This is a genomic window from Pseudomonas sp. NY15372 (assembly GCF_048068215.1).
GTDB classification, from domain to species: domain Bacteria; phylum Pseudomonadota; class Gammaproteobacteria; order Pseudomonadales; family Pseudomonadaceae; genus Aquipseudomonas; species Aquipseudomonas guariconensis_A.
In genome coordinates, this window is sequence record NZ_JBLUPY010000062.1 from 1 (window position 1) to 12038 (window position 12038).

The 12038-nt window shown below is 63.5% G+C and carries 9 protein-coding genes, 5 tRNA genes and 1 pseudogene; 10 read left to right on the forward strand and 5 right to left on the reverse strand.

Features of this window, described 5'->3' with window-relative positions; all coding sequences use genetic code 11:
* Positions 1-157: 157 nt before the first annotated feature.
* On the reverse strand, positions 158-925 hold the full coding sequence (locus ACNFG0_RS22365) for a DODA-type extradiol aromatic ring-opening family dioxygenase (protein WP_196156266.1): 768 nt from the start codon (positions 923-925) through the stop codon (positions 158-160).
* A 101-nt stretch (positions 926-1026) separates the two neighbouring features.
* Between ACNFG0_RS22365 and ACNFG0_RS22370 the strand changes: the two genes are divergently transcribed.
* A complete protein-coding gene (locus ACNFG0_RS22370; RefSeq protein WP_196144969.1) occupies positions 1027-1677 on the forward strand; it encodes a thiopurine S-methyltransferase in 651 nt (216 codons plus the stop codon).
* A gap of 110 nt (positions 1678-1787) precedes the next feature.
* Here the strand turns inward: ACNFG0_RS22370 and htpX are convergent, their stop codons facing one another.
* The gene (gene htpX, locus ACNFG0_RS22375; RefSeq protein ID WP_196144970.1) at positions 1788-2675 is read right to left on the reverse strand and encodes a protease HtpX; all 888 of its coding nucleotides are present in this window, start codon (positions 2673-2675) and stop codon (positions 1788-1790) included.
* Between the two features lie 415 nt (positions 2676-3090).
* A complete protein-coding gene (locus ACNFG0_RS22380) occupies positions 3091-4302 on the reverse strand; it encodes a pyridoxal phosphate-dependent aminotransferase (RefSeq protein ID WP_084854990.1) in 1212 nt (403 codons plus the stop codon).
* Positions 4303-4463: 161 nt separating this feature from the next.
* Here ACNFG0_RS22380 and msrB point away from each other — a divergent pair, with 161 nt between their 5' ends.
* Together msrB and ACNFG0_RS22390 are read left to right on the forward strand one after the other, a co-directional pair.
* The gene (msrB, locus tag ACNFG0_RS22385; RefSeq protein ID WP_196144971.1) at positions 4464-4859 is read left to right on the forward strand and encodes a peptide-methionine (R)-S-oxide reductase MsrB; all 396 of its coding nucleotides are present in this window, start codon (positions 4464-4466) and stop codon (positions 4857-4859) included.
* 13 nt (positions 4860-4872) lie between these two features.
* Positions 4873-5361, forward strand: coding sequence for a glutathione peroxidase (locus ACNFG0_RS22390; RefSeq protein ID WP_196144972.1), 489 nt, complete (start codon positions 4873-4875; stop codon positions 5359-5361).
* Here the strand turns inward: ACNFG0_RS22390 and ACNFG0_RS22395 are convergent.
* Positions 5327-7707: pseudogene (locus ACNFG0_RS22395) on the reverse strand (response regulator). The gene ACNFG0_RS22390 and the pseudogene ACNFG0_RS22395 overlap by 35 nt on opposite strands.
* A gap of 210 nt (positions 7708-7917) precedes the next feature.
* Between ACNFG0_RS22395 and ACNFG0_RS22400 the strand changes: the two are divergent.
* The gene (locus ACNFG0_RS22400; RefSeq protein ID WP_416766458.1) at positions 7918-8808 is read left to right on the forward strand and encodes an ATP-binding protein; all 891 of its coding nucleotides are present in this window, start codon (positions 7918-7920) and stop codon (positions 8806-8808) included.
* The gene (locus tag ACNFG0_RS22405; RefSeq protein ID WP_196144975.1) at positions 8805-9287 is read left to right on the forward strand and encodes a GAF domain-containing protein; all 483 of its coding nucleotides are present in this window, start codon (positions 8805-8807) and stop codon (positions 9285-9287) included. Before ACNFG0_RS22400 ends, ACNFG0_RS22405 begins: the two co-directional genes overlap by 4 nt.
* A 961-nt stretch (positions 9288-10248) precedes the next feature.
* On the opposite strand, the gene ACNFG0_RS22410 is transcribed toward ACNFG0_RS22405, so the two are convergent.
* The gene (locus tag ACNFG0_RS22410) at positions 10249-11016 is read right to left on the reverse strand and encodes a hypothetical protein (protein ID WP_196144976.1); all 768 of its coding nucleotides are present in this window, start codon (positions 11014-11016) and stop codon (positions 10249-10251) included.
* A gap of 315 nt (positions 11017-11331) precedes the next feature.
* Here ACNFG0_RS22410 and ACNFG0_RS22415 point away from each other — a divergent pair.
* The 5 genes from ACNFG0_RS22415 to ACNFG0_RS22435 all read left to right on the forward strand — a co-directional run bounded on the left by ACNFG0_RS22415 (position 11332) and on the right by ACNFG0_RS22435 (position 11895).
* Positions 11332-11407: transfer RNA gene (locus ACNFG0_RS22415), tRNA-Glu, on the forward strand.
* A 2-nt stretch (positions 11408-11409) separates the two neighbouring features.
* Positions 11410-11485 (forward strand) — tRNA-Gly (locus tag ACNFG0_RS22420).
* A gap of 92 nt (positions 11486-11577) precedes the next feature.
* Positions 11578-11653: transfer RNA gene (locus ACNFG0_RS22425), tRNA-Glu, on the forward strand.
* A gap of 3 nt (positions 11654-11656) precedes the next feature.
* A tRNA-Gly gene (locus tag ACNFG0_RS22430) sits at positions 11657-11732 on the forward strand.
* Between the two features lie 87 nt (positions 11733-11819).
* Positions 11820-11895 (forward strand) — tRNA-Gly (locus ACNFG0_RS22435).
* The last annotated feature ends 143 nt before the right edge of the window (positions 11896-12038 follow it).

Sequence of the window (12038 nt, forward strand, 5' to 3'; positions counted from 1 at the left end):
CGCCAAGCAAGGGCTTCGCCCTTGATCGCGGGACAAGCCCGCTCCCACAGGGTGTGGTTGGCGCTGCACCAGTGGGAGCCGGCTTGCCCACAACCATAGAATCTCCCACAGCACAGCGTCGAGCCTGTGGGAGCCGGCTTGCCGGCGATTGGGCTCTTCAGTCGAACCGATAGATATCCATCCCCAGCGCCCCCAGGGTAAACCCCTGGTGCACCACCGAGAACGTCCCGCCAGCCCCCAAGGCGAAGAACAACGGCAATAGATGCTCGTCACTGGGATGGTTGCGCTCGGCAAACGGTGCCTGCCGCCGATAGTCGAGCAGCGCGTCGCGGTCATCCGCGGCCAGCCTGTCCACCACCCAATCGCGGAATGCCAGCGCCCAGGGCTCGACCACATCAGGCCCGGCGTGCCAGTCCAGTTCGCCCAGGTTATGGGTGATGCTGCCCGACCCCACCAGCAGGATCCCCTCGGCGCGCAATGCCGAAAGCGCCTCGCCAACCTTCACCTGCAACGCCGGGCCGAGCGGGCTGGGCAGCGACACCTGGATAACCGGGATGCTGGCGCCTGGGTACATCAGTGACAACGGCACCCAGGCGCCGTGGTCGAATGGGCGGCGGGCGTCCAAGCGTGCCGGCAAGCCGGTCGCCGCCAGGCGCTCGACGACCTGTTCGGCCAGGGCCGGTTCGCCCGGTGCAGGATACTGCACCGCATACAGCGCAGCAGGAAAGCCATGGAAGTCGTGCCAGGTTTCGGGCTGGGCATTGCCCGTCACCAGCAGCTCGCGGCTCTCCCAGTGTGCCGACACCACCACGACCGCCTTCGGTCGCGCCAGGGCATCGGCCAGGCCTTTCAGGGCCGGGCCGCTGGCGCCGGGTTGCAGGGCAAGCATCGGGGAGCCGTGGGAAATGAACAGGCTAGGCAGCATGATGAAGTCCTGGCGGTTAAGATGGCTTCATCTTCGATCACTCATCGATCGATATCCAATATAAGTTTTCAAGGCATTTCATCGAAAAATCGGGAGGAAGCATGGAGCCAACGTTCTGGCACAAGCGGTGGGCGGACAACCAGATCGGGTTTCACCAGGCGCAGGTGAACCCCGACCTGCAGGCCCACTGGCCGAAGTTGGGCCTGGCCCCAGGCAGTCGCGTGCTGGTGCCGTTGTGCGGCAAGAGCCTGGACATGGCCTGGCTGGCCGGGCAGGGGCATCGGGTGCTGGGCGTGGAGCTGTCGCGACGGGCGGTGGAAAGCTTCTTCCAGGAGCATGGCCTGGTACCGGAGGTGGAGCAGCAAGGCGCTTTCGAAGTGTGGCGCAGTGGGGATGTAGAGCTGTGGTGCGGGGACATCTTCGCCCTGCGAGCGGAAGATTTGGAGGCGTGTGTCGGGGTCTATGACCGCGCCGCCTTGATCGCACTGCCACCAGCCATGCGCGAGCGCTACATGGCATTGCTGTCGACGCTGCTGCCGAGTGCCTGCAAAGGCGTGTTGGTGACGCTCGATTATGACCAGGCCTTGCTCGACGGGCCGCCGTTCTCGGTGGCGGACGACGAGGTGCGGGCCGGGTTCGTCGGGTGGCGCGTGGAGCGGCTCGAGGCGCGGGAGATCATCAAGGAAAGCCCGAAGTTCGAGCAGGCAGGGGTGCCGAGCCTGGTGGAGCGGGTATATCGGTTGGAGCGGTGAAGGGGAGGGCTGAGCCCTCCAATCGCGGGCCAAGCCCGCTCTTACAGAGCGGCGCCTCACCTGAATACAAAAGGGCGACCGAAGTCGCCCTTTTGTTGTTTACCCGTTGATCAACCGCGGCGGCGCAGGGCCTCGATGCGCTCTTCCAGCGGCGGGTGGCTCATCAGCAGGCCGGCCAGGCCGTGCTTGAGGCCGCCGTTGATGCCGAACGCCTTGAGGGTGTCGGGCATATGCACCGGCATGCCTTGTTCCACGCGCAGACGCTGCAGGGCGCCGATCATCGCGCCGGTGCCGGCCAGCTGGGCGCCGGCTTCGTCGGCGCGGTATTCGCGGCGGCGCGAGAACCACATGACGATCATGCTGGCCAGGATGCCCAGGATCAGCTCGGCGACGATGGTCGCCACGTAGTAGGCGATGCCCTGGCCTTCTTCGTTCTTGAAGATCACCTTGTCGACGAAGTTGCCGATGATACGGGCGAAGAACATCACGAAGGTGTTCACCACGCCTTGCACCAACGCCAGGGTGACCATGTCACCGTTGGCGACGTGGCCGATCTCGTGGGCCAATACCGCACGCACCTCGTCGGGCGAGAAGCGCTCCAGCAGGCCTTGGGAGACGGCCACCAGGGCGTCGTTGCGGTTCCAGCCGGTGGCGAAGGCGTTGGCCTCGTAGGCCGGGAAGATACCCACCTCGGGCATCTTGATGCCGGCCTCGCGAGACAGCTCCTCGACCGTTTGCAGCAGCCACTGCTCGTGGCGGGTGCGCGGCTGGGTGATGATCTGGGTGCCGGTGGTCATCTTCGCCATCCACTTGGAGATGAACAGCGAAACCAGGGAACCTGCAAAACCGAACACGGCGCAGAAGACCAGCAGCTGGCTGAGGTTGAGGTCAACCCCGTTGGCCGCCATGAACCCGTTGAAGCCGAACAGGCTCAGGGTAATGCTTGCAACCAGCACCACCGCGAGGTTGGTGGCTACAAACAACAGAATGCGCATCATGGTTGTTACGTTCTCCTGACGGACGAAAATGTTGCGTACTGCGGGCTATATAAGGGGCAGGTCCTGCTGATTCAACCGGGGGACTATTTCAAACTGTGTACGGCCGAGTATGGCAGAGGTTGGAGCGGGAGCTGTGGGCCAGAGCGTTGCAGGATGTAAGAGGTTTCTTAACAGCCCGCCGAAAGCCCGATCGCCGGCAAGCCGGCTCCCACAGGGGGGCCAGCGCTAGCCGCTTGTTCTTTGCGCGACAGCGCAGCCCGGAAAGGCTGGGTGATCTCCCACAGGTACGGCATTGCTTTCGAGCGCAGCATAGGCCTGGAGGAAAGCCGGCAAGCCGGCCTCAGGTGGAATGCTGCACTCGAGCGCAGCGCAGGCCTGGTGGGAGCCGGCTTGCCGGCGATTGGGCGCTGCGCTGTTACTGCTGGTAGGTGCGCAGGAAATTGCCAATACGCCCGATCGCCTGCTCCAGGTCGTCCACCCGCGGCAGGGTCACCACGCGGAAGTGGTCCGGCCATGGCCAGTTGAACGCCGTGCCCTGGACGATCAGCAGCTTCTCGGACAACAGCAGGTCGAGCACGAACTTCTCGTCGTTATGGATCGGGCAGACCTTCGGGTCGATCTTCGGGAAGGCATACAACGCGCCCATGGGCTTGACGCAGCTCACGCCTGGGATGGCATTGAGCAGCTCGTAAGTGCGGTTGCGCTGCTCCAGCAGCCGGCCTGGCGGCAGTACCAGGTCATTGATGCTCTGGTAGCCGCCCAGGGCGGTCTGGATCGCGTGCTGGGCCGGCACGTTGGCGCACAGGCGCATGTTGGCCAGCATGTCGATGCCTTCGATGTAGCTCTGGGCGTGATGCTTGGGCCCGGAGATGATCAGCCAGCCGGAGCGGAAGCCCGCCACCCGGTACGACTTGGACAGGCCGTTGAAGGTCAGGCACAGCAGATCCGGGGCCAGCGAGGCGGTGCTGATGTGCACGGCTTCATCGTAGAGGATCTTGTCGTAGATCTCGTCGGAGAACACCACCAGGTTGTGCTGGCGCGCAAGCTCCAGCATGCCCAGCAGCAGCTCCTTGGAATACACCGCGCCTGTCGGGTTGTTCGGGTTGATGATCACCAGGGCCTTGGTGTTGGGGGTGATCTTGGCCTTGATGTCCTCGAGGTCGGGGAACCAGTCGGCCTGCTCGTCGCACAGGTAGTGCACCGGCTTGCCGCCTGCCAGGCTCACCGCGGCGGTCCACAGGGGGTAGTCCGGCGCCGGGATCAGCACCTCGTCACCGTTGTTGAGCAACGCCTGCATGGACATCACGATCAGCTCGGACACACCGTTGCCCAGGTAGATGTCCTCGATGCCGACGCCTTCGATCTGCTTCTGCTGGCAGTATTGCATCACCGCCTTGCGCGCGCTGAACAGGCCCTTGGAGTCGCTGTAGCCCTGGGCGGTGGGCAGGTTGCGGATCACATCCTGAAGGATCTCGTCCGGCGCTTCGAAGCCAAACGGGGCCGGGTTGCCGATGTTCAGCTTGAGGATGCGATGGCCTTCCTCTTCCAGGCGTTTGGCGTGCTTGAGCACCGGGCCGCGAATGTCGTAGCAGACATTGGCGAGCTTGTTCGATTTGCTGAACTGCATGATGTGATCCCGATTGAGAAGTCGCGGCGCACCGCCGTCAAAAGGTTTGAAAAGGGCGGAGCGCATGCCAGACTGGCTGGCAGAGAAGCCCACTAATATACGTGTCACCCCCGCCATAAAGAAAGACGGCGCGAGTGAAATTCAGCCTGCCGAGGTTACCCATGCAAAAGATCGACAAGACCCTGGAACAGTGGCGCCAGATGCTCGACCCCGCCCAGTACCAGGTGTGCCGCCTGAAGGGCACCGAGCGCCCGTTCAGCGGCAAGTACAACAGCGAGCGGCGCGACGGTATCTACCATTGCATCTGCTGTGACCTGCCGCTGTTCGATGCCAAGGCCAAGTTCGACTCCGGTTGCGGCTGGCCGAGCTTCTACGAGCCGATCGAGCAAAGCGCCATGATCGAAGTGCGCGACACCTCCCATGGCATGATCCGTACCGAAGTCACCTGTGCCCGCTGCGATGCCCACCTGGGCCACGTATTCCCCGATGGCCCGCCACCGACCGGCCTGCGCTACTGCATCAACTCGGTGTGCCTGGACCTCAAGCCGCGTGACTGACCGGAGACCTGCGATGGCCGATTCGCTGAGCGATATCCGCTGCGTCACCCTCGGTGGCGAGCACAAAGTGCTGGGCGACTTTCCCGGCAAGGCGCTGTTGGTGGTCAATACCGCCAGCCAATGCGGTTTCACGCCCCAATACAAGGGCCTGGAGCAGCTCTGGCAGGACTACCGGGCCCAAGGCCTGGTGGTGCTGGGCTTTCCCTGCAACCAGTTCGGCAAGCAGGAGCCGGGCGAGGCGCGAGAGATCGCGCAGTTCTGCGAGCGCAACTTCGGCGTGAGCTTCCCGCTGTTTCGCAAGGTCGAGGTCAACGGCCCAGGCGCCCACCCATTGTTCGTCGAATTGAAAAAGCGTGCGCCGGGCATCCTCGGCACGCAACGGATCAAGTGGAATTTCACCAAGTTCCTGGTCGACCCGGCCAGCGGCAAGGTCACCCGCTTTTCTCCCAGCACCAAGCCCGACGCACTCAAGGCGCCGATCGAGGCGCTGCTTGATCGCTGAACGGCACCCAGTGCTCGACCAGCGCCAGCAATTCCTCACGGCGAAACGGCTTGGCCAGGTAGTCGTTCATGCCTGCTGCGCGGCAGCGCTCGCGCTCCTCGGGCATGGCATTGGCGGTCAAGGCGACGATCGGCAAGGCTGACCAGCGCCCGTCCTGGCGGATGCGCCGGGTGGCTTCGTAGCCATCCATCACGGGCATGTTGCAGTCCATCAGCACCATGTCCACCGCTTCGTGCTCCAACTGCTCCAGGGCCTCGAGGCCCTGGGTGGCCAGCAGCACCTCGCAGCCGAGTTTTAACAGCATGCCCTTGGCCACCAGTTGGTTGACTGGGTTGTCCTCCACCAGCAGCACGCGTACCCGCCGTTGCCCGGGTTGGGTCTGCTCGTGGGAGGGGGGCGCGTCGGGCTCGTCACCTAGCAGTGCACGGCGCAGGACCTGGTACAGGGCATTGCGTGCCAGCGGGCGGGCCAGTTGCAGCAAGGGCGCCAGTTGCGTGGCTTCGTCACCGGTCAGGAAATTGCCGTAGGCCGTCACCAGCAGGATCGGGGCCTTCAGCCCCGGCCGCAAGGCGAACAGGTGCTCGAGGTCATCGGTGATCAACAGGTCGGGCGCGGCATCGGCGACCTGGGCCACCTCATCCAGCCGTTGGTAGGCCAGGCCCCAGCCGGGCAGCAGGCCTTGCAGCAGCTCGGCCAGGCCGCTGCCGGCATTGCTCAGGGCCACCACGCGCCCGGTCAGCGGCGCGGGCGGGATCGCTTCGGTGTGCACGAGCAGCGGCAGCTCGGCGCTGAAACGGCTGCCGAAGCCAGCCTCGGACTGGATATGCAGGTGGCCTTGCATGGCCTTGCACAGGTTGCGCGTCAACGCCAGGCCCAGGCCGGTACCGCCGTACTGGCGGGTGATGCCGGCGCCGGCCTGCGTGAAAGGCTGGAAGATCCGAGCCTGGGCTTGTTCCGGGATGCCGATGCCGGTGTCGCAGACTTCCAGCCGCACGCCGCCGACGATGGGCGCCAGGCGCACATCGACACGGCCGAAACGGGTGAACTTGAGGGCGTTGGACAACAGGTTGCTAACGATCTGCCGTACCCGGGTCGGGTCACCCACGACTGAACTCGGGAAGCCTGGGCTGACCTGGCAGGTCAGCTCGACGTTGGCCGCGGCATTCTGCGACAGCAGGTTGGCGGTGTCCTCGACCATCGCCCCCATGTCGAACGGGATGCGTTCGAGCTCCAGCTGGCCGGCATCGAACTTGGACAAGTCGAGGATGTCGTTGAGCAGTTCCACAAGCACCTTGCCCGAGTCGTGGGCGATCGACAGCTGCTGGTGTTGTTCGGCTGCCAGCGGGCTGTCCAGGGCCAAGGCGATCATGCCCAGCATGCCGTTGAGCGGCGTGCGGATCTCGTGGCTCATGTTGGCCAGGAAGGCGGCCCGTGTCTGGGCCATGTCCAGCGCCCGTTGGCGCGCCAGTTCCAGTTCCTGGTTGGACTGGCTCAGGCGGTCGTTGCTGGCCTTCAGTTCGTTGGTGCGGGCCGAGACGATGTCCTCCAGTTCGTTCAGGTACTGGGTCAGGCGGTTCTCGGCGTTGCGCCGTTGCTGGATTTCCGCGGCCATGCTGACGAGCTGCTGGTTGGTCACCTTCACCAGCACGCCGATCTCGTCCTGTTCATGGCCGGGCGGGCATTCCAGGCGGCCCGGCTGCGGGTGGCGCGGGTCGCTGCTGCTCAGGGCTGCGATGACCCTGACCAGGGGTTTGGTCAGCATCAGGTAGAACAGCCCCAGAAGGATGCCGGTCAGCACCAGGCTGCGGGCGAACCCATTGACCAGGGTGACCCCGGCGCGGTCGAGGAAGCGGCTGCCGAAGGCGTAGGTGTCGACTTCCAGATACAGGGTGCCCTGATAGTCGTTGGGCATGTGCGGCAGGAACAAGCGCTCCTGGAACTGGCGCTGCTCGCCGAACAGAAAATCGCTCAAGGGGCGGTAGCGGTCTTCCAGGCGTGGACGCTGGGAGTCGGCCAGCACCGAGTCGTTGTTATCGACCAGCCGTGCGCGGGTCACTGCCGGCGATTGCAGCAGGCCGCCGGTCAATTCCTTGGCCAGCTCCGCGTCGATGTTGTACGAAATGCGCGAGACCGGATCATGGGTGATCTGCAGCAACGCCTGAATTTCGCGGTTGATGGACGCGTCTTCGCTGGCATAATCGATACCGATCTGGACGAGGCTGAGCAAGGTACCCAGTACGCAGCCGACCAGGACTGTCAAGCGGGCTTGCTTGTATGACAGGCGATTGGTGAACTTGATATCCATGAGTCCCGAGCCGGTTTCGCGCCCCTGCGCTGCGCAAGCATAGCCCGAGACACCTTAGGCTGCTGCCAGGTCTGTCTGTTCATTTTCAGGTTGGCCGCTATTTTTGGGCTGCCGTGCGGCCCATCGCGGGGCAAGCCCGCTCCCGCAGGTCCGGTGAGGCGCCTTCCTTTTGGTGGTGCCGCCTTCTTGTGGGAGCGGGCTTGCCCCGCGATGGGCCGCGCAGCGGCCCCTACTGACACCCAGGAGCTCCAATGGACGCCCGCTTGACCGCTTTTCTCGACCGCGCCGAGTCCGTGCTCGCGCGCCTCGAACCCCTGTTGCCGGCACCGCGCCCGGACATCGACTGGTCGACCACGCTGGCCGCGCGCTGGCAGCGCGATGGCCGCAGCGGCTACCTGCTGCCGTTGCAGGTCAGCCTCGATATCCGCCTGAGCGACCTGATCGGCGTCGACCAGCAGCGTGAGCAATTGGGCCGCAACACCCACCAGTTCATCCAGGGCCTGCCCGCCAACCACGCCTTGCTGTGGGGCTCGCGCGGCACCGGCAAGTCGTCGCTGGTGCGTGCGCTGCTGGCCGAACACGCTGGCCAGGGCCTGCGCCTGATCGAGATCGAGCGCGACCACCTGGCCGACCTGCCGCGGGTGGTCGAGCAACTGCAAGCCTGCGAGCAGCGCTTCATCCTGTTCTGCGACGACTTGTCGTTCGAAGCAGGGGAGGGCGACTACCGGGTGCTCAAGAGCGTACTTGACGGCTCGCTGGAGCAGGCACCGGACAACGTGCTGCTGTATGCCACCTCCAACCGCCGTCACCTGGTGCCGGAAAAGGAAAGCGACAACGAGCACTGGAAGCGCGTCGATGGCGAGCTGCACCCCAGCGAGGCGGTGGAGGACAAGATTGCCCTCTCGGACCGTTTCGGCCTGTGGCTGTCGTTCTACCCCTTTACCCAGGACCACTTCCTCGATGTGGTCGAACACTGGATCGGCCAGCTGGCCGCTGCTGCCGGCCTGCGCTGGCAGCGTGACGAGCAGTTGGACATTCTCGCCGTGCGCTGGGCCACCGGCCGCGGCAACCGTAATGGCCGGTGTGCCTATCAGTTCGCCCGCTATTGGGTCGGGCTGCAATTGCTGGAGCAAAAACCATGATCGACCTCAATGCCAGTGGCAACGGCCTCGATGGCTATGACCTGCTGGCCGCGCAAGTGCAGGCGCTGTTCGCCGACGAGCGTGACTTCATCGCCAACGCCGCGCAGTTTTCTGCCTTCCTCTATCACCAGGTGGAGGATTTGAACTGGGCGGGTTTTTACCTCAGTCGTGACGAGCAACTGGTGCTGGGCCCGTTCCAGGGCCAGGTGGCCTGCGTGCGCATTCCCTTCGGCAAAGGCGTGTGTGGCGCCGCGGCGGCCACCCGGCAGACCCAGCGGGTCGAGGACGTGCATGCCTTCCCTGGGCATATCGCCTGCGACAGCGCGTCCAACAGCGAACTGGTGATTCCTTTGGTGAAGCAAGGGCGGTTGATTGGTGTGCTGGACCTGGACAGCCCCAGGCTTGCGCGCTTCAGCGAAGCGGACCGGGTGGGGCTGGAGCGCTTGGCGGCGATCTTCTTGGAACTGACCGACTGCTGAAGGGGCTGCAAAGGGCCTGAGCCTGGGTTGTCAGGGTGGGCCCAATCGCCGGCAAGCCGGCTCCCACAGGGGCGGCGCAAGTTCAGGAACTGATCGACTGCTGAAGGGGCTGCAAAGGGCCTGAGCCTGGGTTGTCAGGGTAGGCCAATCGCCGGCAAGCCGGCTCCCACCGGGGCGGCGCAAGTTCAGGAATTGACCGAGGGCTGAAGGGGCTGCAAAGGGTTTGAGCCTGGGTTGTCAGGGTGGGTCAATCGCCGGCAAGCCGGCTCCCACAGGGGGGGGCGTAAGTTCAGGAACTGGCTGCTGAAGGGGTTGCAAAGGGTTTGAGCCTGGGTTGTCAGGGTAGGCCAATCGCCGGCAAGCCGGCTCCCACCGGGGTGGCGTAAGTTCAGGAACTGGCTGCTGAAGGGGTTGCAAAGGGTTTGAGCCTGGGTTTTCAGGGGAGGCCAATCGCCGGCAAGCCGGCTCCCACAGGGGCGGCGCAAGTTCAGGAATTGACCGAGGGCTGAAGGGGCTGCAAAGGGCCTAAGCCTGGGTTGTCAGGGTGGGTCAATCGCCGGCAAGCCGGCTCCCACAGGGGCGGCGCAAGTTCAGGAACTGATCGACTGCTGAAGGGGTTGCAAAGGGTCTGAGCCTGGGTTGTCAGGGTAGGCCAATCGCCGGCAGGCCGGCTCCCACCGGGGCGGCGCAAGTTCAGGAATTGACCGAGGGCTGAAGGGGCTGCAAAGGGCCTAAGCCTGGGTTGTCAGGGTAGGCCAATCGCCGGCAAGCCGGCTCCCACAGGGGGGGCGTAAGTTCAGGAACTGGCTGCTGAAGGGGTTGCAAAGGGTTTGAGCCTGGGTTTTCAGGGTGGGTCAATCGCCGGCAAGCCGGCTCCCACAGGGGCCGCGCAGTTCCAGAATTTGCGCTGCCCTGTGGGAGCCGGCTTGCCGGCGATTGCGTCACGGAAATGGAATGCTGTTCAGTCGTAAACGGCTTTTTTCTTCCAGGTCTCGTCGTCGTCGGTCTTGAGCCCCTGGGTCAGTTCGTTTTCGTCGTTCTCGGCAGGCTCCATTTGGTCCTGCACCAGGGCATTGGCCCGGGCCAGCAGTTTTTCCAGGTAGACCCGCTGCTCTTCGTACTGCTTGGGATCCTGCTGCTTACGCAGGTATTGCACGCCACGCTCGAACGCCAGCCGCGCCTGGCCCGGCTGGTTCTGCTGCAGGGCCTGCTGGCCCAGGTTGTTGAAGAACTCGATGTGCAACAGCACCAGCAGATGGCGGATTTCCTTGACCCAATACTTGCCTTCGTTGGTCTGCAGGAAGCCTTCCTGGGTGGCGCGCACGATCTGGTTGTGCAGCGCCTCGAGCAGGTAGCGCACTTCCTTGGCCTTGGCCTCGGTCTGGATCGGGCTGGGCGGGTTGTCGATCGGCAAGCTCTCGCCTTGGGCGATCAGCCCTTCCAGGGCACTGATACGCGTCTTGATCTCGCTGTTTTGCTTATCCAGTGCCAGTTGGCGCTGGTTGAGGTTGAGCTCCAGGCGCGTGAGCAGCAGCTTGAGCGCCGGGCTCATCAATTGCCGGGGAAAGGTCTCGGTGATTTCGCCGCAGCGGCGCAGGCGTTCGGCCAGCTCGATCTTCAGTCGTGCGCGTTCCAGCTTGGCGTTTTCCACGACATTGTTCAGATAACCGATCACGATCAGTAATGCGATGCCTGCGACGATGAGCAGGGTGATCAGGAGTGGTGTCACCGTTAACGCCTCGTTGATAAAGAGTAGTTTTCCGTATTGAGTGTAGGAGAATTCGACTTATGCCGGATAGCCCGTCCGGCGGTCTTGGGATTTTTCCTACTGGCGCTTTGCCATGAGCTTGCCGGCTGCCTGTCAAAAAAGCAACGTCAGCTTTCGGGCACAGCGCATGGCGGCCTCTATAGAGACGGAAGTCATTGATTTAAATAAATTTCCACAAAGGGGTTGACGGCCTTCCAAGGCATCCATAGAATGCGCGCCACTTGCAGCGTAAAGCACACCGCGAAACGCAGCAGGGAGTGAAAAGTTGTAGTGTGTGTCCCCTTCGTCTAGTGGCCTAGGACACCGCCCTTTCACGGCGGTAACAGGGGTTCGAGTCCCCTAGGGGACGCCAATGCGGGAATAGCTCAGTTGGTAGAGCACGACCTTGCCAAGGTCGGGGTCGCGAGTTCGAGTCTCGTTTCCCGCTCCAGTTTCTCCGGCACTGCCTATTGGCAGGGCGGGAAAGAAATCCAGGCTGAATCGCAAGGTTCATGATCTGGTGCGCTGAAAAGCGTTGGGTATGTCCCCTTCGTCTAGTGGCCTAGGACACCGCCCTTTCACGGCGGTAACAGGGGTTCGAGTCCCCTAGGGGACGCCATTTGCGGGAATAGCTCAGTTGGTAGAGCACGACCTTGCCAAGGTCGGGGTCGCGAGTTCGAGTCTCGTTTCCCGCTCCAATTCAAAGCGGCAGCGTCCATGACGGTGCGGCGGCAGTGAAGGCGCTTCAAAGCGCTTCAGGCCAAAAAGCGGTTTGCTTCAAATATGCGGGAATAGCTCAGTTGGTAGAGCACGACCTTGCCAAGGTCGGGGTCGCGAGTTCGAGTCTCGTTTCCCGCTCCAAATCGAAAACGCCCTCTCATTCGAGAGGGCGTTTTTTTTATGTGCGCCAGGCATGGCGCGTTGCGCGTTAGCGCAACCCGCTTGGCTGTGGTGGCCGAGCAGGTGACTTGGAGGTGAAAGTCCTCTACACACCCGGCAAGGGG

Coding starts and splice junctions, on each gene's coding strand:
- ACNFG0_RS22365 (WP_196156266.1), bottom strand. CDS start 925: ATGCTGCCTAGCCTGTTCATTTCCCACGGCTCCCCGATGCTTGCCCTG.
- ACNFG0_RS22370 (WP_196144969.1), top strand. CDS start 1,027: ATGGAGCCAACGTTCTGGCACAAGCGGTGGGCGGACAACCAGATCGGG.
- htpX (WP_196144970.1), bottom strand. CDS start 2,675: ATGATGCGCATTCTGTTGTTTGTAGCCACCAACCTCGCGGTGGTGCTG.
- ACNFG0_RS22380 (WP_084854990.1), bottom strand. CDS start 4,302: ATGCAGTTCAGCAAATCGAACAAGCTCGCCAATGTCTGCTACGACATT.
- msrB (WP_196144971.1), top strand. CDS start 4,464: ATGCAAAAGATCGACAAGACCCTGGAACAGTGGCGCCAGATGCTCGAC.
- ACNFG0_RS22390 (WP_196144972.1), top strand. CDS start 4,873: ATGGCCGATTCGCTGAGCGATATCCGCTGCGTCACCCTCGGTGGCGAG.
- ACNFG0_RS22400 (WP_416766458.1), top strand. CDS start 7,918: ATGGACGCCCGCTTGACCGCTTTTCTCGACCGCGCCGAGTCCGTGCTC.
- ACNFG0_RS22405 (WP_196144975.1), top strand. CDS start 8,805: ATGATCGACCTCAATGCCAGTGGCAACGGCCTCGATGGCTATGACCTG.